The sequence below is a fragment of the uncultured Caulobacter sp. genome (assembly GCF_937900395.1).
Lineage (GTDB): Bacteria > Pseudomonadota > Alphaproteobacteria > Caulobacterales > Caulobacteraceae > Caulobacter.
Map to the genome: position 1 here is coordinate 1 of NZ_CALCDX010000219.1, position 18,464 is coordinate 18,464.

18 protein-coding genes, 1 other RNA gene and 1 pseudogene are annotated in these 18,464 nt (G+C 69.7%); 6 read left to right on the top strand and 14 right to left on the bottom strand.

What is annotated here, in order from left to right; all coding sequences use genetic code 11:
* Both Q0379_RS19835 and dapE read right to left on the bottom strand, forming a co-directional pair.
* The coding region (locus Q0379_RS19835) for a glutaminase (protein WP_299015764.1) at window positions 1–536 on the bottom strand (536 nt) is incomplete at its 3' end.
* Between the two features lie 17 nt (window positions 537–553).
* Window positions 554–1,714, bottom strand: coding sequence for a succinyl-diaminopimelate desuccinylase (gene dapE, locus Q0379_RS19840; protein ID WP_299015766.1), 1,161 nt, complete (start codon window positions 1,712–1,714; stop codon window positions 554–556).
* 64 nt (window positions 1,715–1,778) lie between these two features.
* On the opposite strand from dapE, the gene Q0379_RS19845 reads away from it, so the two are divergent.
* Window positions 1,779–2,258, top strand: a complete 480-nt coding sequence (locus Q0379_RS19845) for a cupin domain-containing protein (protein ID WP_299015769.1) — start codon at window positions 1,779–1,781, stop codon at window positions 2,256–2,258.
* Here Q0379_RS19845 and Q0379_RS19850 read toward each other — a convergent pair.
* The 5 genes from Q0379_RS19850 to recR form a co-directional block, all read right to left on the bottom strand.
* On the bottom strand, window positions 2,255–2,905 hold the full coding sequence (locus Q0379_RS19850) for a glutathione S-transferase family protein (RefSeq protein WP_299015771.1): 651 nt from the start codon (window positions 2,903–2,905) through the stop codon (window positions 2,255–2,257). The genes Q0379_RS19845 and Q0379_RS19850 overlap by 4 nt on opposite strands.
* Window positions 2,906–2,965: 60 nt before the next feature.
* Window positions 2,966–3,487 (bottom strand): peptide deformylase, encoded by a 522-nt coding sequence (def, locus tag Q0379_RS19855; protein ID WP_299015775.1) that lies wholly within the window; start codon window positions 3,485–3,487, stop codon window positions 2,966–2,968.
* An 8-nt stretch (window positions 3,488–3,495) separates the two neighbouring features.
* A complete protein-coding gene (locus tag Q0379_RS19860; protein ID WP_299015778.1) occupies window positions 3,496–4,794 on the bottom strand; it encodes a DNA recombination protein RmuC in 1,299 nt (432 codons plus the stop codon).
* Window positions 4,795–4,965: 171 nt separating this feature from the next.
* Entirely contained in the window at window positions 4,966–5,118 is a 153-nt protein-coding gene (locus Q0379_RS19865; RefSeq protein ID WP_099537020.1) for a hypothetical protein, read from the bottom strand.
* Window positions 5,119–5,226: 108 nt separating this feature from the next.
* Window positions 5,227–5,829 (bottom strand): recombination mediator RecR, encoded by a 603-nt coding sequence (gene recR / locus Q0379_RS19870; protein ID WP_299015785.1) that lies wholly within the window; start codon window positions 5,827–5,829, stop codon window positions 5,227–5,229.
* Between the two features lie 35 nt (window positions 5,830–5,864).
* Here recR and Q0379_RS19875 point away from each other — a divergent pair.
* Window positions 5,865–5,954: pseudogene (locus tag Q0379_RS19875) on the top strand (hypothetical protein); the annotation flags it as partial.
* A 54-nt stretch (window positions 5,955–6,008) separates the two neighbouring features.
* Here the strand turns inward: Q0379_RS19875 and Q0379_RS19880 are convergent.
* The 3 genes from Q0379_RS19880 to ffs form a co-directional block, all read right to left on the bottom strand.
* Window positions 6,009–6,338 carry a YbaB/EbfC family nucleoid-associated protein gene (locus Q0379_RS19880; RefSeq protein WP_299015788.1) on the bottom strand — a complete coding sequence of 110 codons (330 nt, stop codon included), beginning with the start codon at window positions 6,336–6,338 and terminating at the stop codon, window positions 6,009–6,011.
* 152 nt (window positions 6,339–6,490) lie between these two features.
* Window positions 6,491–8,317, bottom strand: coding sequence for a DNA polymerase III subunit gamma/tau (locus Q0379_RS19885; RefSeq protein WP_299015791.1), 1,827 nt, complete (start codon window positions 8,315–8,317; stop codon window positions 6,491–6,493).
* 92 nt (window positions 8,318–8,409) lie between these two features.
* An RNA gene (gene ffs, locus Q0379_RS19890) (signal recognition particle sRNA small type) lies at window positions 8,410–8,507 on the bottom strand.
* 72 nt (window positions 8,508–8,579) lie between these two features.
* On the opposite strand from ffs, the gene nudC reads away from it, so the two are divergent.
* Entirely contained in the window at window positions 8,580–9,521 is a 942-nt protein-coding gene (nudC, locus tag Q0379_RS19895; protein WP_299015794.1) for an NAD(+) diphosphatase, read from the top strand.
* A gap of 132 nt (window positions 9,522–9,653) precedes the next feature.
* Here the strand turns inward: nudC and Q0379_RS19900 are convergent, their stop codons facing one another.
* Window positions 9,654–10,547 (bottom strand): LysR family transcriptional regulator, encoded by an 894-nt coding sequence (locus tag Q0379_RS19900; RefSeq protein WP_299015797.1) that lies wholly within the window; start codon window positions 10,545–10,547, stop codon window positions 9,654–9,656.
* A gap of 98 nt (window positions 10,548–10,645) precedes the next feature.
* Between Q0379_RS19900 and ilvD the strand changes: the two genes are divergently transcribed.
* On the top strand, window positions 10,646–12,499 hold the full coding sequence (gene ilvD / locus Q0379_RS19905) for a dihydroxy-acid dehydratase (RefSeq protein ID WP_299015800.1): 1,854 nt from the start codon (window positions 10,646–10,648) through the stop codon (window positions 12,497–12,499).
* Between the two features lie 223 nt (window positions 12,500–12,722).
* Here ilvD and Q0379_RS19910 read toward each other — a convergent pair whose 3' ends face one another.
* Window positions 12,723–13,346 (bottom strand): TetR/AcrR family transcriptional regulator, encoded by a 624-nt coding sequence (locus tag Q0379_RS19910; protein ID WP_299015803.1) that lies wholly within the window; start codon window positions 13,344–13,346, stop codon window positions 12,723–12,725.
* A 143-nt stretch (window positions 13,347–13,489) separates the two neighbouring features.
* Here Q0379_RS19910 and Q0379_RS19915 point away from each other — a divergent pair, with 143 nt between their 5' ends.
* Entirely contained in the window at window positions 13,490–14,989 is a 1,500-nt protein-coding gene (locus tag Q0379_RS19915; protein WP_299015806.1) for a bifunctional aminoglycoside phosphotransferase/ATP-binding protein, read from the top strand.
* 87 nt (window positions 14,990–15,076) lie between these two features.
* Complete coding sequence (locus Q0379_RS19920; protein WP_299015809.1) at window positions 15,077–16,516, top strand: serine hydrolase domain-containing protein; 1,440 nt, start codon at window positions 15,077–15,079, stop codon at window positions 16,514–16,516.
* Between the two features lies 1 nt (window position 16,517).
* Here Q0379_RS19920 and Q0379_RS19925 read toward each other — a convergent pair whose 3' ends face one another.
* Window positions 16,518–17,717, bottom strand: coding sequence for an ATP-binding protein (locus Q0379_RS19925; protein ID WP_299015812.1), 1,200 nt, complete (start codon window positions 17,715–17,717; stop codon window positions 16,518–16,520).
* Window positions 17,705–18,277: a hypothetical protein gene (locus Q0379_RS19930; protein WP_299015815.1), complete on the bottom strand. Its 573-nt coding sequence runs from the start codon at window positions 18,275–18,277 to the stop codon at window positions 17,705–17,707. The genes Q0379_RS19925 and Q0379_RS19930 overlap by 13 nt, the downstream gene beginning before the upstream one ends.
* Window positions 18,278–18,464: the final 187 nt, after the last annotated feature.

Genomic DNA, 18,464 nt, shown 5'->3' on the forward strand with positions numbered 1-18,464 from the left:
ATCGTGCCCTGGCCGCGCATCAGGCTGGCGATGGCGCGGTTCTGCCAGGCGTGGGTCAGCTCCGACGCCGCGACGGCGGGATCGATCTCGAGACGCTCGCCGCACAGGAAGCCGCCGAAGTCGCGGACCAGCGCGGCCGGGTCCCGGGTGACGTTCATCAGCACGTCCGTCACCGCCAGGGCGCCGGCGTTGATGAACGGATTACGCGGCACGCCTCGCTCGGCCTCCAGCAGCGACAGATGGTTGAACGGCGTGCCCGACGGCTCCTTGCCGACCCGGGTCCAGATCTCGTCGCCGATCCGGTTCAGGGCGAGACCCAGGGCCAGGACCTTGGTGATGCTTTGCAGCGAAAAGGCCTCGTCGGCGTCGCCGATCACGTGCTCGCCGCCATCGACGGTGCGCACGGCCATGCCGAACTTGGTCCCCGGCACGCTGGCCAGCTGCGGGATGTAGTCGGCGGGCTTGCCCTTGCCGAAGTGCGGCTTCACCAGCACGGCCACCTCGGCCAGGACATCGGGGATCGAGAGCGCCTTCATCCTCGTCCCCGCTCGTCTCAGGCGAAGGCCGCGAAGTAGCGGTTGATCAGGGCCTGGTAGGCGCCGGCCAGTTGGCGGACCTCCTCGACCGGAACCCGCTCGTCGACCTGGTGCATGGTCGAGCCGACCAGGCCGAACTCGACGACCGGGCACAAGCTGCGGATGAAGCGGGCGTCGCTGGTGCCGCCGGTGGTCGACAGCTCCGGAACGCGGCCGACAGCGTCGCCGACGGCGGCGACGATCACGTCGGTGAAGGCGCCCGGCTCGGTCAGGAAGGCCTCGCCGCTGATCTTGCACAGCACCTCGACGCGGCCCGAGAAGCCCTCGGCGGCGTCACGGCACTCACCCTCGATCCAGGCGGCCAGGTCCTTGCCCTTATGGGCCGGGTTGAAGCGGATGTTGACCCGCGCCTTGGCCGAGGCCGGGATGACGTTGGTGGCGGTGTTGCCGACATCGACCGTGGTCACTTCCAAGTTCGACGGCTGGAAGCCGGCATAGCCCTCGTCCAACACCCGGCTCTGCAGGCGCGAGAGGATGTCGACCATGACCGGGATCGGGTTGGCGGCGCGGTGCGGATAGGCCACGTGGCCCTGCTTGCCGTCCACGGCGATCCAGGCGTTGATGCTGCCGCGCCGGCCGATCTTGACCATGTCGCCCAGCACGTTGGCGCTGGTCGGCTCGCCGACGATGCAGTGGTCGATGATCTCGCCCTCGGCGGCCAGGGCCTCGACGACCTTGACCGTGCCGTCCTCGGCCACGCCCTCCTCGTCGCCGGTGATCAGGAAGCTGATCGAGCCGGGATGGTCGGGGACGTTCGCGACCGCGGCGACGAAGGCCGCGATGGCGGACTTCATGTCGACCGCGCCGCGGCCGTAGAGCACGCCGTCCTTGATCTCGGCCTCGAAGGGCCCCGCCGTCCAGGCCGCGTCGTCGCCGACCGGCACTACGTCGGTGTGCCCGGCGAAGCAGAGGTTCGGCCGCGCCGTCCCGCGCCGGGCGTAGAGGTTCTCGATCTCGCCGAACTTCATCCGGCGGCAGGCGAAGCCCAGGGCTTCCAGCTGACGCTGCAGCGTGTCCATCGCGCCTTCGTCGGCCGGAGTCACCGACGGGCGGCGGATCAGGGCCTGGGCGAGCGCGACGGGATCGATGCTGACGGAAACGGGCGCGGGGCTGTTCATGGTCCTGCCTTTAGGCTTCCCTCCGTCGGGACGCAAACTCGGCAAGCCTATACACGGACCGCCCATGCCCAAGATCGATCTCGCCTCGGCTCCGACCCGCGTCGGCACGGCCTATCCCGCCCCGTTCAACACCCCCTGCCTGGATCGCCATCGCACCAAGCTGGGCGACGCGGTCGGGCTCTCGCAGTTCGGCGTCAATCTGCTGCGTCTGCCGCCTGGCCAGTGGTCCAGCCAGCGCCACTGGCACACGGCCGAGGACGAGTTCACCTGGGTCGTCGAGGGCGAGGTGGTGCTGGTCGACAACGACGGCGAGACGGTGCTGCGGGCCGGCGACTGCGCCGGTTTCAAGGCCGGAGACGCCAACGGCCATCACTTCCAGAACCGCTCCGACCGCGACGTGCTGCTGCTGGAGATCGGCTCGCGGCGTCCCGACGTCGACGGCTGCGACTATCCCGACATCGACCTCATCCTGCGCGACGGCGAGGACATCTACCGCCACCGGGACGGGACGCCCTACGAGACCGACCAGGGCCGCAAGCGCTAGCTGGACGACGCGGCCTCGAACACCGCCAGTTGGGCCGCGAACGCGCGCTGGAACGCCGGGCGCGCCTCGGCCCGGGCGACATAGGCGGCGAGGTTCGGATAGTCGGCCAAGAGATTCGCGCCCGCGGGGCGGCGCAGCACGGTGACCATCACCAGGTCGCCGGCGCTGAAGGCCCCGTCCAGCCACTCGGCCTCGCCCAGCCGTTGGGAAAGATCCTCTAGGCGCTTGCGCACCTCCTTCTCAAGGTCCGGCTGCCGAGCCTCGAACCACGGCTTTTCGCGCTCCAGAAGCATCGAGCGCTCGCGCTCGACGATCGGCGGCTGCACCGTGCTGACGGCGGCGAACATCCAGGCGATCGCCCGGGCCCGGGCTTCGGCGTCCGTGGGCAGCAGCCCCGGATGACGCTCGGCGATGTGGAGGACGATCGCGCCGGACTCGAACAGCACGAGGCCGTGCTCCTCATAGGTCGGGATCTGACCGAACGGCTGCAGGGCCTTGTGGGCCGGCTCCTTCATCTCGGCGAAGGTCACGAGCCGGACGTCGTAGGGCTGGCCGACCTCCTCCAGCGCCCAACGGACCGGCATGTCGCGCGCGAGACCGCGTCCCCGGTCGGGCGAGGTCTTGAAGGCGGTGAGGATCGGGTTCATCGCGCGTCTCCCAGGCTGTTGTAAGCCAAGGACGAACGCGCGGCGACGATGCCGACAGCCTTAAGCGGCGCGACGGGCCTTCTTGACCTTGGCGATGGCGCGATCGCGGCGCAGGCGCGAGAGGTGATCGATGAACAGGACGCCTTCCAGGTGGTCCATCTCGTGCTGGATGCAGACGGCGAACAGGCCCTCGGCCTCCTCGACGACCGTCTCGCCATGGTAGTTCATGTAGCGCAGGGTGACCTTGGCCGGGCGCTCGACCTCGTCGAAATATTCCGGCACCGACAGGCAGCCTTCCTCGTAGACGAACATCTCCTCTGAGCTGGCCAGGATCTCGGGATTGACGAAGTAGCGCGGCGCCTTCTCCTCGCCGTCGCGGGAGAGGTCCATGGTGATCACCCGCACGGGCTCGCCGATCTGGACGGCGGCTAGGCCGATGCCCGGGGCGTCGTACATCGTCTCCAACATGTCATCCATCAGGGCGCGCAGATCGTCGGTGACGGCCTCCACCGGGGTGGAGATCTTCTTCAGGACCGCCAGGTCGGCGGCGTTATCGACGGTGAGGATGCGACGGATAGCCATGATGCTCGTCAGGTAGGCGCGTCATTTCCGAGGGTCAAGGTGGGAGATTGTCCCGTCCCCGTCTGGGCGGCCAGCTTGGTCAGGGGGCGAACGGCCTGTTCGACGGGCGCGGGCTCGGGGATTTCCTTGCCTTCGTGGTCGACCGACAGGTCCTCGAAGCGGCGAGCCTGGGTGAGGACCTGGCTCTCCAGCGAGCCGACGAACTGGTTGTACTTGCCCACGGCGCTCTCCAGCGCCTTGCCCATGGCGCCGGCGTGGGCGCCCATCACCGAGACGCGCTTGTAGAGCTCGCGGCCGACCTCGACGATGCGGGCGGCGTTCTTGGCCTGATCCTCGGCCCGCCAGCCATAGGCCACGGCCTTGCAGAGGGCGAACAGGGTCGTCGGCGTGACCAGCACCACCCGACGGTCCATGGCCTCGGCCATCAGCTCGGGCAGGCGATCGAGGGCGGCGGCCAGGAAGCCATCGCCCGGCACGAACATGGCCACGAAGTCGGGCGAGCCCTCGCCCGCGAACTGGTCCCAATAGGCCTTGGACGACAGGCCCTGCATGTGGGCGCGGACACTCTGGGCGTGACGGGCCATGGCGGCCTCGCGCAGCACCTCGTCGGTCGCTTCTTGGGCTTCGAGGAAGGCGTTCAGCGAGCACTTGGCGTCGATCACGAACACGCCGCCGCCCGGCAGGGTGACCTTCACGTCGGGCCGGCGCCGGCCTTCCTCGCTGTCGACGCTGAACTGTTCCTGGAAGTCGAAGCGGCTGTTGAGGCCGGCGGCCTCCAGCACGTTGCGTAGGGTCTGCTCGCCCCAGCGGCCCTGCACGCCGGCCCCGCGACGCAGGGCGGCCGACAGCTTGCGGGCCTCGGCCTGGGTGGCGGTGGAGGCCTCCAGCAGGGCGGTGATCTGGGCCTTGAGGCCGCCGGTCTCTTCCGCGCGCGCCTTTTCGACGGCGGTGACCTGGGCCTCGAACTTGGCGAGCGTCTCGGCGACCGGCTTCAGCTGAGCCTCCAGGCGGGCCTCGGCCAGCTTCTCGCGGCTTTTGGCGTTCTCGTCGGCGCGCTTGATCAGCTGCTCGGCGATGGCGTTGGCGCTCTGGGCGGCCTGGGCCTTGATCAGCTCGATCTGGGTGGCGCTCTGGTCCTCGAGCAGCCGATGGCGTTCCTCGGCCTGGGCTAGGCGCTCGTTCAGCAGCCAGCTCTCGGCCTCGGCCTTGGCGGCGCGGCGCTGCGCGGTCACGGCCCACAATCCCATGGCCGCGGCGGCCAGGGCGAAGACGAGGGCCAGGATCGGATAAGGATCGGAGAAGTTCATGCTCCGTTCTTAGCCGGAGTCTGTGCTGCGAGGAAGTTCTCCTTCTCCCCTTGCGGGAGAAGGTGTCATCCGGAGGATGACGGATGAGGGGTCGCGCCGGACTAGGCCGCGAAACCCCTCACCCGGCCCTTCGGGCCACCCTCTCCCGCAGGGGGAGAGGGGAATTCAAAGTCAGTCGTCGCCGTCCGCGAGGTCGGCGATCATGCCGCTGATCGGTTCGCCGCCGAAGCCGGTGACGTTGTGGCCGCGATCGACCACGCCGACCTTGGCGGGGTGCGGGGCTTCGGTCTCGGCTTCCGGAGCCTTGTCTTCGGGCGTGCTCATAAAATCAGTCCCTCCACTATCGCTCCGGCGGTCCGAAGCGAGCCGGCGGAGCTTGGCGCGGGAAAGCGAGGCTGTCAGCCGGATTCCCGACCAAGGGCGAGGATTTCGTCAGGCCGGTCGCCGAGCGCGCAGCGCCTGGGCGATGGTGCCGTCGTCCAGCCAGTCGAGATCGCCCCCGACCGGCACGCCGCGCGCCAGCATGGTCACCGGCACATTGGTCTGAGCCAGGCGGTCGGCGATGTAGTGGGCGGTCGTCTGGCCGTCGACCGTGGCCGGCAGGGCCAGGATCACCTCGGCCACCTCGCCGCCCCCGACCCGCGCGACCAACTCGCCGATGCGCAAGGAGTCGGGACCGACGCCGTCCAAGGCCGACAACAGGCCGCCCAGCACGTGGTAGCGCCCCTTGAACGAGCCGCCGCGCTCCATGGCCCAGACCGAGCCGACCTCCTCGACCACGCACAACAGGCGGCCATCGCGGGTCGCATCGGCGCAGACGGCGCAGGGATCGGTGACGTCCAGCGAGCCGCAGACCGAGCAGGTGCGGACCTTTTCCTGGGCGTCGGCCATGGCGGCGGCCAGCGGCGCCAGCAGGGTGTCGCGCTTCTTGAGCAGGGCCAGGGCCGCCCGCCGGCCCGAGCGCGGCCCCAGCCCCGGCAGCTTGGACAGCAGGGCGATCAGGCGCTCGATTTCGGGTCCGGCGGAGGCGGCCATGGGGTCCTTTTTGCTCTGAACATCATGATCAGAGACTGTTTTTATTCCGTCGTCATCCCGGCCTCAGCGCAGCGGAGAGCCGGGACCCAGGAGCAACCGCACTGCGCCGGCTCCTGGGTCCCGGATAGCCTCTTCGAGGCTTCCGGGATGACGAGGCTATTGGCGCTAGAACTCCGAGCCTAGAATTTCATCCCGGGCAGGCCGCCCATCAGGCCCGCCATCGGGCCAGCGGCTTCCTGCATCAGCTGGGCCTGCTTGGCGTCCAGCTTCTTCTTGGCGTCGGCGTGGGCTGCGACGATCAGGTCGGCGATCACCTCGCCCTCGCCCGGCTCGATCAGGCTTTCGTCCAGCGTCACCTTGGCCAGCTCGCCCGTGCCCTTCAGCGTCACCGTCACCATGCCACCGCCCGACGTGCCTTCGACGGTGCTCTCGGCCAGGCGCGCCTGAGCGTCCTGGAGCTTCTGCTGCATGGCCTGGGCCTGCTTCATCAGGCCGCCGAGGTCTTTCATGTCTTGGTCTCCAACTCTCACATCGCGTTCCCCTCCCCTTGATGGGGAGGGGTAGGGTGGGGTGATGCTGCGATCGATGCGGCGCACGGCCGGAAAAGCAGAAATCACCCCCATCCCCGCCCTTCCCCCATCAAGGGGGAAGGGAGAATAGTTCAGCCCTCTTCCTCGTCCGGCTCCAGCGGCGCGGCTTCGGGCGTGAGGACCTTGCGGATCTCGACGATCTCGGCGCCGGGGAAGGCCGACAGGACCGAGGCGACGAAGGGGTCCTTCTTGATGGCCTCCAGCGCCTCGCGCTCCTCGCGCTTCTGGCGCTCCATCATGCTCTCGGCCCCGCCGCCGCCCTCGGCCGCGACCAGCCAAGGCTGGCCGGTGTGCTCCTTCAGGAAGCGGACGAGACGCCCCGCCAGGTTTCCAGGCGCGCCAGGAGCGGCCTCGAAGGTGATGGCGCCTGGCCGGAAGTTGATCGGCCGGACGTACTGCTCGACGTCCAGGCGCAGACCGATGTCGCGCTTGGCGGCGATCAGGGCCATGACGTCCTCGAACGAGGCCAGGACCGGCATGGCCTGGGCGCCGGGCGCGGCCATGGTCATGGGCGCGTGGGCCGAGGCCGTGGCCCCGCCCGCGCCGCCGCCGACCGACACGCCGCCACCGGGGCCGCCGCCGCCGATCGGGGCGCCGTCCCGCAGCGCCTTCAGCGCCTCTTCCGGACCGGGCAGGTCGGCGGCGTAGCACAGGCGGATCAGGGCCATCTCGGCCGCCGCCATGGCGTCAGGGGCGCGGCGCACCTCCTCATGGGCCTTCAGCAGCATCTGCCACAAGCGCGACAGCGTGCCGGCCGAGGTGTGGGCGCCGATGGCCGCCAGGCGGGCGGCCTGCTCCTTGGGCATGGACAGGGCGTCGGGGCCCAGCGCCTTGGACACCGCCGAGGCGTGGCAGTGGTCGAGGACGTCCAGCATCACCACCGCCGGATCGGCCCCGAAGCCCCACAGGGCGCGGAACGCTTCCAGCGCGTCCTTGGTCTTGCCGGCCATCAGGTGCTCGTAGAGCGCGATGGTCTGGCCGCGGTCGGCCAGGCCCAGCATGTCGCGCACCACCGTGGCGGTGACCGTCTGGCCGCGTTCGGTCTGGACGATGGCCTGGTCCAGCAGCGACAGGCCGTCGCGCACCGAGCCCTCGGCGGCGCGGGCGATCAGGGCCAGGGCGTCCATCTCGATCCGCGCGCCTTCCTTGGCGGCGATGCGGTCGAAGTGCTTGACCAGCACGTCCGGCTCGACCCGGCGCAGGTCGAAGCGCTGGCAGCGCGACAGGATCGTGACCGGGACCTTGCGGATCTCGGTGGTGGCGAAGATGAACTTGGCGTGCGGCGGCGGCTCTTCCAGCGTCTTCAGCAGGGCGTTGAACGCCGCCGTCGACAGCATGTGCACTTCGTCGATGATGTAGACCTTGTAGCGCGCCTCGACCGGGGCGTAGCGCACCCCGTCCAAGAGCTCGCGCATCTCGTCGACCTTGGTGCGCGAGGCGGCGTCTAGCTCCAGCACGTCCATGTGCCGGCCTTCGATGATGGCCCGGCAGTGGTAGCCCTCGGTGGTCAGGTCGACCGAGGGGCCTTTGACGGTGTCGGTCTCGTAGTTCAGCGCCCGGGCCAAGAGGCGCGCGGTCGTGGTCTTGCCGACGCCGCGGACGCCGGTGAGCATGAAGGCGTGGGCGATGCGGCCGGTCGAGAACGCATTCGCCAGCGTGCGGACCATGGCTTCCTGGCCGATCAGGTCCTCGAAGGTGCGAGGACGATACTTCCGCGCCAGCACGGTGTAGGCGTCGCCGGTCTCGGCGGGAGGGGCCTCGACGACCGGACGCGCCTCTTCGGCCGCCGGCGCGGCCGGAGGTCCGCCGAAGATGTCGGCGGTGTTCTCGTCGCGTTCAGCGGGCGCTTCGTCCCACGGCGGCGCGGAATCAGGCGAAAGGTCGTCGTGGTCGGCCATGGTCTTCAGTGTAGTGGGGCGAAGGGCGCAGCAAAAGCCTCACGCCCGCGCGCAAGCGCATCTGCTGACAGATTTGTCTCGATTGTAGGGGAAGGTGGAGACCGGACAGCGACCCGAAGGGGATCTCGTTGTGGCTGCTGCCTTCCGGCCCTGACCAGGTTGGCGAGGACTTCGTCCGAGCCGATCTCCGAGGCCTATATCGCGACTCATCGCGCAGGATGCAAGGCTGACGAGTCATTCTGCTCACGCTACACAGTGGCGCATGGCCCTTTCGATCATCACCAACACCTTCGCCGGCAACCCGTTGAACCGCGACAGCGAGCGGCGCGGGGACGAGGCGTTCATCGCCGAAAAGCTGGCCGACTCGGAGTCGCTGGCCGTGGCGCTGTGGAACGGCAAACCGCTGGTCGAGGACATTCTGGACGCCGACGGCAAGCCGAAAGGCGTGCAGATCGCCTACCTCCGCGCCGACATGGCCCAGGACCTGGCCGGCGGGAATGAGAAGCTGCTCTACATGGGCCTCTGGAAGGACATCGCGGTCTTCGCGGTCGACATCGAGGGGCCGGCGGACCCCGCCGAGGGACCGCTGCAGGGGCTGGGCCGCTTCGAGGAGCTGCGCGGGGCCGCCGCCAGCATGCCGCCGGCGGACGCCGGCATCCTGGCCACGGCCAAGTCGATGTTCGAATGGCGCCGCCGCCACCGCTGGTGCAGCGCCTGCGGCCAGAAGACCGAGGTCGCCGACGGCGGCTGGAAGCGCGTCTGCCCCGCCTGCGACGCCGAGCACTTCCCGCGCACGGACCCGGTGGCGATCATGCTGGCTGTCCATGACGGCAAGTGCCTGCTGGGTCGCCAGGCCGCCTGGCCGCCCGGGATGTTCTCGGCCCTGGCCGGCTTCATCGAGCCCGGCGAGACCATCGAGGAGGCCTGCGCCCGCGAGCTCCAGGAAGAGGCCGGCCTGAAGGCGACGGCCGTCCGCTACCACTCCAGCCAACCCTGGCCGTGGCCTAGCTCGCTGATGATCGGCATGATCGCCGATGTCGACAGCGACGAGGCCGCGCCGGACCAGACCGAGCTGGAGGAAGTTCGCTGGTTCACCAAGGAAGAGGCGATCCGCCTGATCAAGGGCGAGTTCGAAGGCGGCCTCTTCGCCCCGCCGGCCCTGGCGATCGCGCACCAGCTAATCAAGGCCTGGGCGGAGGGGTAGGGGCAATCAAGATGCTCCCCCCGCGATGCGGGGGAGCTGTCGCGGAGCGACTGAGGAGGCAAGCCACACGAACGCAGCGTTAGCCCCCTCCGGCCCTCTGGGCCACCTCCCCCGCATCGCGGGGGAGGATCTTCAAACCCCCACCAGCCCCAACAACCCCCGCAACGTCGGCGCGTCATCCTCCCGCCGCCACACAAGCCCCGTCTCCAGCACGGGCGGCGCCGCGAGCTCGACATAGGCCACGCCCGCCCGCGCCAGGTTCCTGAGCGAGGCCGGGACCAGCGCCAGGCCCAGGCCCGCCGAGACCAGGCTGATGATGGTCTGCATCTGGATGGCCTCCTGGACGATCCGCGCCGGCCGGCCTCGCGCGCTGAAATAGCCGGTGACCAGGTCGTGGAACGCCGGCGCGACGGTGCGGGGGAACAGCACCAGCGGCGCGTCCAGTAACGCCTCGGGCGCCAGGACGCCGTCCGTGATCGGCAACCGCCCGTCCGCGATCCAGGCGGCGGGGACGGCGGCGACCAGGGGTTCGGAGACCAGGCGGTGATAGGCCAGGGCTTCGGGCAGGGCCCGCTCGGCCGGCGGAATGATGATGCCCGCGTGGCGCTCGCCAGCGACCACCGCCGGGATCTGCACGTCGCTGGTCGCCTCGACCAGACGGATCTCGACGTCCGGATAGGCCTCGGCGTAGCGGCGGACGAGATCGGGCAGAACGCTGTAGTCGGCGGTGCTGACGAACGACAGGGTCAGGTAGCCCGTCTGGCCGTCCCGCAGCCGGCGCGCCGTCTCGGGCAAGGCGTCGATGGCGGCCAGGGCGTCCAGCACATGCGGCAGCCATTGCTCTCCCAAGGGGGTCAGTTCGACGCTGCGCTTGGTCCGCGCGAACAGCGGCGCGCCCAACTCCTTCTCCAGCGCCAGGATCGACTGGCTGAGCGGCGGCTGGGTCATGCCCAAGCGCTCGGCGGCCTTCCCGAAGTGCAGGCTTTCGGCCACGGCGGCGAAGTGGCGGAACTGGCGGATGTCCATGGCGATAGGCTTAGCGACTTAATCGGAGCCGACTAATATATTTTTCGATCGAGCGCGGGCGCCGTAAAAGACCCCACGACCGACACTGGAATTTGACCATGCCTCCCTATCGCTCGCGCACCTCGACCCACGGCCGCAACATGGCCGGCGCCCGCGGCCTCTGGCGCGCCACCGGCATGAAGGACAGCGACTTCGGCAAGCCGATCATCGCCATCGCCAACAGCTTCACCCAGTTCGTGCCCGGCCACGTGCACCTGAAGGACCTGGGTCAGTTGGTCGCCCACGAGATCGAAGCGGCCGGGGGCGTGGCCAAGGAGTTCAACACCATCGCCGTCGACGACGGCATCGCCATGGGCCACGGCGGCATGCTGTACTCCCTGCCCAGCCGCGACCTGATCGCCGACAGCGTCGAGTACATGGTCAACGCCCACTGCGCCGACGCGCTGGTCTGCATCTCGAACTGCGACAAGATCACGCCAGGCATGCTGATGGCCGCCATGCGCCTGAACATCCCGGTCGTCTTCGTCTCGGGCGGGCCGATGGAGGCCGGCAAGGTGCAGGTGAAGGGCAAGATCCGCGCCCTGGACCTGGTCGACGCCATGGTGGTGGCCGCCGACGACAGCTATTCCGACGAAGAGGTCTCGGCGATCGAGAAGGCCGCCTGCCCGACCTGCGGCTCGTGCTCGGGCATGTTCACCGCCAACTCGATGAACTGCCTGACCGAGGCGCTCGGCCTCTCCTTGCCCGGCAACGGCTCGGTCCTGGCCACCCACGCCGACCGCGAAGCCCTGTTCAAGGAAGCGGGCCGCCTGGTCGTCGATCTGTGCCAGCGCTGGTACGAGCAGGAGGATGCCACCGCCCTACCGCGCGGGATCGCCACCCGGGCCGCGTTCGAGAACGCCATGAGCCTGGACATCGCCATGGGCGGCTCGACCAACACCGTGCTGCACCTCTTGGCCGCCGCCCACGAGGGCGGGGTCGACTTCAGCATGGCCGACATCGACCGCCTGTCGCGCCGCGTGCCGTGCCTGTCCAAGGTGGCGCCGGCCAAGAGCGACGTGCATATGGAGGACGTCCACCGCGCCGGCGGCGTCATGGCCATCCTCGGCGAACTGGAGCGCGGCGGCCTGATCGACGCCAGCCAGCCGACCGTCCACGCCGCCACCCTGGGCGAGGCCCTGGCCCGCTGGGACATCGGTCGCACCAACAGCCAGACCGCCCACGAGTTCTTCAAGGCCGCGCCGGGCGGCAAGCCGACCCAGGTCGCCTTCAGCCAGGCCGCTCGCTGGGAGGACTTGGACTTGGACCGCGAAAAGGGCGTCATCCGCTCGGTCGAGCACCCGTTCTCCAAGGATGGCGGCCTCGCCGTCCTATTCGGCAACCTGGCCCCCGAGGGCTGCATCGTGAAGACGGCCGGGGTCGACGAGTCGATCCTGACCTTCCGCGGCACGGCGCGGGTCTTCGAGAGCCAGGACGCGGCGGTCAGCGGCATCCTGGGCGGCCAGGTCGTGGCCGGCGAGGTCGTGGTGATCCGCTACGAAGGCCCCAAGGGCGGCCCGGGCATGCAGGAGATGCTGTACCCGACCACCTATCTGAAATCGAAGGGCCTGGGCGCGGCCTGCGCCCTGATCACCGACGGCCGCTTCTCGGGCGGCACGTCCGGCCTGTCGATCGGCCACGTCTCGCCCGAGGCCGGCGAAGGCGGGCTGATCGCCCTGGTCGAGACCGGCGACTCGATCCTGATCGACATCCCCAACCGGGGGATCACCCTGGAGGTCGCCGAGGACATCCTGGCCCAGCGCCGCGCCGCCGAGCTGGCCCGCGGCGCCGACGCCTGGAAGCCGAAGAACCGCCAGCGCGAGGTCAGCCCGGCCCTGCGCGCCTACGCGGCCATGACCACCAACGCCGCCAAGGGCGCGGTGCGCGATGTCAGCCAGGTGGAACGGCGATAGAGGCGCTCTAATCAGCCGGTCGATATCAGCGCAACCAGCCTAAAATCATCGCCTTCCTGGGCCTTGTGCCCAGGACCCAGAGTTCCGAGACTGTTGCGCCAGACGTGCAGGCTGGGACTAGCCGCTGCGATGATCCCAAACGACGAGACTGCCTTCGAGCATGGGTCCTGGGCACAAGGCCCAGGAAGGCGATGCTGTTTGCTTGTGGTGGACTATGGAGCCCCTACCCCCGCACCGCGTACCGCGCCAGGAAGGTCTCCACCGCGTCCTCTGCGATCTCTCGCAGGGGCCGGCGGGGCTGGACCTCGTCGCCGGCCGAGAGGCCCAGCACCAGGGTCACGTGGTCCAGCATGCCCATCAGCTGGCTGGCCGCCCAGGAGGCCTTCTCGACCTTCAGCTCGCCGGTCCTGACCAGGTCGTTGATCACGGCGATCGCCGCGCCGCCCAGCTCGTCGCGGGCGCTCTGCAGCAGGTATTCGGCCACGTCCTCGAAGCGGCGCCGCTCGGACGTCACCACCCGGAACAGCGCCCGGGCGTCCGGACGCGAGAAGAAGTTGGCGTAGGCGCAAGCCAGGGCGGTCAGCCGGGTGCGCGCGTCGCCCTTGATCCGAACGGCTTCGCGGACCGGCGCGGCCACGCCGCTCACCGTCTCCATGACGATGGCCCGGAACAGGTCCGCCTTGCCCGGGAAGTAGGCGTAGAGCGTCGCCGTCGAGACCCCCGCCGCGCGGGCCACCACCTCCATGCCCGCGTCGGCATAGCCTTCGCGGAGGAACAGCGCCCTGGCGGAGGCGAGGATCTCCTCCCGCTTGTGACCCGACCGCTTCAGACCTGCGCCGACGAGCATGGGGAAACTCGCTGTTTGATTTGCGATGCAATCTAGCCGCGAAAATGAGGGGTAAGCAAGGGTCGCGCGAGAGGACTTCGCGTTCTGTTTCGGTTAAGGAGCGCCTTCGCCTGGTTTGTGGGCGCAAGAACGGGATCGAAAGCGTGATCAAGGACGCGGAAGCCGCGCGCGAACAGGAAGTGGCCGCCTGGTTTGGCGAGCGCGCGGAAAGCACGATCGAAACCTCGTGCGCCCGCGTGTTCCTGATTGGCGGCTCGGCCTTCAAGGTGAAGCGGCCGGTCGACTTCGGCTTCCTGGACTATTCGACGTTGGAGCTGCGCCGCTGGGCCCTGGAGCGCGAGCTGACCTTCAACCGCGCCGCCGCGCCGGACATCTATCGCGAGGTGCGCCGCCTGACCCGCATGGCCGACGGCGGGGTCGAGCTCGACGGCGACGGCGAGATCGTCGAGTACCTGCTGGAAATGCGCCGCTTCGACCAGAACGGCGTGCTGGCGACCCAGCCCTGGGCGATCGACGACGCGCTGGAAGATTCGCTGGGCCGCACCGTGGCGCGCTTCCACGCCGGATCGAGCCTACGTCCGCAAGGCGGCGGGGTCTCGGCCCTGGGCTACACGATCCGCTCCAACGCCAACCTGCTGCGCGGCCTCGCGCCCCGCCTGGGCAAGCAGGCCGTCGAGCGCCTGGTGCAGGAGACCGACCTCGCCCTGGAGCGCCTCGGCCCGCTGCTCGACGCCCGCGCCGCCGACGGCTTCGCCCGCCACTGCCACGGCGACCTGCACCTCGGCAACATCCTGATCGAGAACGGCCAGCCGATCCTGTTCGACTGCATCGAGTTCAACGACACCCTGTCGGACATCGACATCCAGTACGACCTGGCCTTCCTGCTGATGGACCTGGACTTCCGCCGCCGCCGCGACGCCGCCGGCCGGGTGCTGAACGCCTATCTCGACGAGGCGGCCCGGTCGTTCGGCGACGGTCTGTGGACCGGTTTGGCCGCCCTGCCCCTGATGCTGAGCGTCCGCGCCGCCGTGCGCACCCACGTCTGGGCCTATACCGGCGACGACGAGGCCGCCCGCGCCTATCTGCAGACGGCGCTGGAGCACCTGGCCCCGCGGCCGGTCAGCCTGATCGCCGCCGGCGGCCTGTCGGGCTCGGGCAAGTCGACCTTCTCGCGGGTCTGCGCGCCGGGCCTGGGCGCCGCGCCCGGCGCCGTGGTCCTGCGCACCGACGAGATCCGCAAGCGGCTGTGGGGCGTGCCGTCTCTGCAGCGCCTGCCGCGCGAGGCCTATACGCCGGAGATGAGCGCCAAGACCTACGACCAGCTGTTCCACGACGCGGCGCTGTGCCTGAAGGCCGGCCGCTCGGTGGTGCTGGACGCGGTGTTCCTCAAGCCCGAGGAGCGCGCCCGCGCCGAGGCCCTCGCCAAGTCCGCCGACGTCGCCTTCCAGGGCGTCTGGCTGGAAGCCCCACCGGAGGTGCTGCGCGCCCGCGTCGCCGCCCGCGTCAACGACGCCTCCGACGCCGACGTGGCGGTGCTGGAGAACCAGCTGGCCCGCGATCCGGGCGAGATCGCCTGGCGCAAGGTCGACACCGTCAGCGCCTTCGAGGACGAGGCCCGGGCGCTGGCGGAAGCCATGGGGTAGGGTCCACGCTAGGCGTGAATTACAAAACCCTAAATTGACGGCCCCTCCGCCGAACGTCGCTAATCCCTTCGCACAAAGGGATTCAAGATGAACCGACCGCTGATCCGCCTCTGCCTGGCCGCGAGCTTGATGGCCGCCTCCAGCGCCGCGGCCGCGCCGGATGTTTCGAGTCGGATCGAGGCGGTGACCTCGGGCCTGCGGCCGGCGGTGACGATCAAGGGCGCGCCGGTCAAGCGCGCCCTGGCCGACGAGATGGCGGCCCTGAAGGTCCCCGGCGTCAGCATCGCGGTCATCCACGACGGCAAGGTCGAATGGACCCGCGGGTTCGGCGTGACACGGACGGGCGGCGCGCCCGTAACGGCCGAGACGCTGTTTCAGGCGGGTTCAGTGAGCAAGCCGGTCGCCGCCATGGTCGCCCTCCGCCTTGTCCAGGAGGGCAAGCTGTCGCTCGATAGCGACGTCAACGCGACGCTGAAGTCCTGGACCCTGCCGCCCAGCCCCTTCACCGCGAGCAAGCCCGTGACCTTGCGGGCGCTGCTGTCGCACACGGCCGGAACGACGGTGCACGGCTTCGCCGGCTACGCCGCGGGCGAGGCGGTTCCGACCTTGCCCCAGGTGCTGAGCGGCGCGCCGCCCGCCAATTCCGCGCCGGTGATGGTCGACCAGCCCGTGGGCGAAGCCTACCGCTATTCGGGCGGCGGCTATTCCATCGCCCAGCAGATGATGGTCGACGCCACCGGCCAGTCCTTCCCCGCGCTTGTGCAAGATCGCGTCTTCAAGCCGATCGGCATGAGCCACAGCACCGAGGACCAGCCGCTGGACGCCGCGCGCCTGGCTAAGGTCGCCTGGCCGCACGACGCCGCCGGCGTCCCCATCGCCGGAGGGCCGCACACCTATCCCGAGATGGCGGCCGCCGGTCTGTGGACCACCGCCGAGGATCTCGCCCGGTTCGTGATCGACCTGCAGCGCTCGGCCAACGGGCGCGCCGACGGCGTGCTGTCGCCCGAGATGACCAAGACCATGCTGACCCCGGTCAAGGGCGGCTACGGTCTTGGCCTGAACATCGGCGGTGTGGGCCCCCGCAAGTACTTCGCCCATGACGGCTCCAACGCCGGCTACAAGGCCACCCTGGTCGGCTATCCGGACGGCGACGGCGTCGTGGTGATGACCAACGGCGACCAGGGCTACCAGCTCGGCGAAGAGATCGTCCGCGCGGTGGCCGCCGAATACGGCTGGCCCGACTATCAGCCGGTCGAACGTGAGGTCGCCAAGGTCGCGATCGCCGACCAGGCGCGGTTCGTGGGGACCTTCACGATCAAGGGGCCCGGCGATTTCGAGATCCGTCGCGACGGCGACCGGCTGGTGGCCGAGATCTGGAAGGGCGTGGTCGATCCACTCTACCCGGCCTCGCCGCGCGAGTTCTTCATCCTGTCCCAGGACCTGCGGCTGGTGTTCAGCGACGCCGACCACGGGACGGTGACGTTGGGCGCCTTTAGCGCGCCGTTCGAGCGCAAGGCCAAGCCTTGAGCTAGGCCGCGCCCCTCAGCCGGGCCGCGCTGGTCCCATCGACCGCCGAGGCGATGACCATGACCAGATCGGCGGGCCGGATCGGCTTGCCCAGGTGGTCGTCGAAGCCCAGGGCCAGGAAATGCTCGCGATCCCCGGCCATGGCCGAGGCGGTCAGGGCGATGATCGGCGGGGGCTGGGCGCCGACCCGGCCGGCGCGGATGGCCTCCAGCGCCGTGACGCCGTCCATCACCGGCATGTTGATGTCCATCAGCACGCAGTCGTAGCGGGCGTCGCCCAAGGCCTCGAGCGCGTCCTGGCCGTTGTCGACCACGGTGAGGACGACGCCGAGCGGCTCCAGCATGGCGCGGACGACCAGCTGGTTGACCGCGTTGTCCTCGGCCATCAGCACCCGAACCTGATCGAGGGCCGGGACATCTTCGAGGGCGTCGCGAGGTTCGGTCTCCAGGGCGACCGCCTCGGCCGCCTCGAACCGGAACACGAACCGCGCGCCGGTCTCGCTGGGCGCCAGGGTCAGGTCGTCGCCCATCCGCCGCGCCAGCGCCCGGGCGATGCTGAGGCCAAGACCCGCGCCGCCATAGTCGCGCGAGACGGTCTCGTCGGCCTGGGTGAAGCTGTCGAACACCCGCTCGCGGGCGTGGTCGGGCACGCCGGGGCCGCTGTCGGCGACCGTGATCGAGACCATGGGCCTCCCGTCCGGACCAAGAGCCGGTCTCGCGTCGAGCGTCACCCCGCCCACCGCCGTGAACTTGATGGCGTTGGAGACCAGATTGGTCAGCACCTGGCGGATGCGCAGGTCGTCGGCGCGGATCGTCTCGGGCAGGTCCGGCGCGATCGTGACGGTCAGGGTCAGCCCCTTGAACGCGGCGGCGTCGCGCCAGGCGTTGGCGACCTCGCCCACGACGGTCCGCGGGTTGATGTTGGCCGGCGCCAGCTCGATCCGGCCGGTCTCGATCCGCGACAGGTCCAGCACGTCGTTGAGCAGATGCATCAGGCTGTCGCCCGACCGGATCATCAGCTCGACCTGCTCGCGTTGGGCCGGCGACAGGTCCGAGCGCTCCAGAGCGTGGGCCATGCCCAGCAGGCCGTTCATCGGCGTTCGCAGTTCGTGGCTGGCCACGGCGATGAAGGTCGACTTGGCGCGGGCCGCCTCCAGCGCCTTCTCGCGTTCCTGGCGGAGGCCGCGAGTCAGGTCGTCCATCCGGCGAGCCGCCGCGCGGTCAGCAGCATCACATTGACCGTGGTCGCCACCAGGAGCAGCAGGCCCCAGCGCGCGGCGACGACCTCCGGGCCCGAGCCTTCGAGGAAGACGAAGGGGAAGATCACCAGGCAGACCATCGGCGCCAGGCCGGCCAGCACCACCAGCGGACCAGACTGGTGGCGGAAGTTCTGGGTGTAGATCACCTGACCGCACCAGATCGCCACCGCGCCCAGGCGGGTGTCGCCCGGGCCCTCCCACCACAACAGCGCGCCCAACCAGGCCCAGGTGGCGTTGATCGGCAGCGAGGCCCAGGCGAACAGCGCGCGAAGCCGGGCCGTTCCCGGGCGGCCGCCCTTGAAACGACGGGTGATCAGCCAGGCCGCGGCCTCGCACGCCAGCAGGCTGGACAGCCAGCCGACGGCGAGCGGCGCGCCCAGGCCATAGCCGACGATGGCCGCCGCCAGCGTCGCCGAGACCAGGCGCGGGACCGTCAGCCGATAGGTGTCGGCCGCGACCTCATCGAGCCGCGCATCGGACCATGTCTCGCTAAGCCAACCCAAGCCGGGTCTCCGGAACGACGAACCTCGCTCTCCCAGGCTCGATCAAAGCGCAAAAACATCAGAAGCCCGTGAAGACGCGATGCGACCGATGATCGCGGCCGAGCTTGGGGCCGGCCTCTCGCCCTACAGTGGCGCCGCATTGCACAATGGCGCGCGCCCCTCTAGCTTCTCCTGAACAACGATAATC

Bases quoted from the DNA above. Each gene is read 5' to 3' on its own strand.
- Q0379_RS19920 (WP_299015809.1), top strand. From the start codon at position 15,077: ATGAACCGACCGCTGATCCGCCTCTGCCTGGCCGCGAGCTTGATGGCC.
- Q0379_RS19880 (WP_299015788.1), bottom strand. From the start codon at position 6,338: ATGAAAGACCTCGGCGGCCTGATGAAGCAGGCCCAGGCCATGCAGCAG.
- Q0379_RS19860 (WP_299015778.1), bottom strand. From the start codon at position 4,794: ATGAACTTCTCCGATCCTTATCCGATCCTGGCCCTCGTCTTCGCCCTG.
- Q0379_RS19925 (WP_299015812.1), bottom strand. From the start codon at position 17,717: ATGGACGACCTGACTCGCGGCCTCCGCCAGGAACGCGAGAAGGCGCTG.
- Q0379_RS19850 (WP_299015771.1), bottom strand. From the start codon at position 2,905: ATGAACCCGATCCTCACCGCCTTCAAGACCTCGCCCGACCGGGGACGC.
- Q0379_RS19885 (WP_299015791.1), bottom strand. From the start codon at position 8,317: ATGGCCGACCACGACGACCTTTCGCCTGATTCCGCGCCGCCGTGGGAC.
- Q0379_RS19865 (WP_099537020.1), bottom strand. From the start codon at position 5,118: ATGAGCACGCCCGAAGACAAGGCTCCGGAAGCCGAGACCGAAGCCCCG.
- Q0379_RS19845 (WP_299015769.1), top strand. From the start codon at position 1,779: ATGCCCAAGATCGATCTCGCCTCGGCTCCGACCCGCGTCGGCACGGCC.
- recR (WP_299015785.1), bottom strand. From the start codon at position 5,829: ATGGCCGCCTCCGCCGGACCCGAAATCGAGCGCCTGATCGCCCTGCTG.
- dapE (WP_299015766.1), bottom strand. From the start codon at position 1,714: ATGAACAGCCCCGCGCCCGTTTCCGTCAGCATCGATCCCGTCGCGCTC.
- Q0379_RS19900 (WP_299015797.1), bottom strand. From the start codon at position 10,547: ATGGACATCCGCCAGTTCCGCCACTTCGCCGCCGTGGCCGAAAGCCTG.
- nudC (WP_299015794.1), top strand. From the start codon at position 8,580: ATGGCCCTTTCGATCATCACCAACACCTTCGCCGGCAACCCGTTGAAC.
- ilvD (WP_299015800.1), top strand. From the start codon at position 10,646: ATGCCTCCCTATCGCTCGCGCACCTCGACCCACGGCCGCAACATGGCC.
- Q0379_RS19910 (WP_299015803.1), bottom strand. From the start codon at position 13,346: ATGCTCGTCGGCGCAGGTCTGAAGCGGTCGGGTCACAAGCGGGAGGAG.
- def (WP_299015775.1), bottom strand. From the start codon at position 3,487: ATGGCTATCCGTCGCATCCTCACCGTCGATAACGCCGCCGACCTGGCG.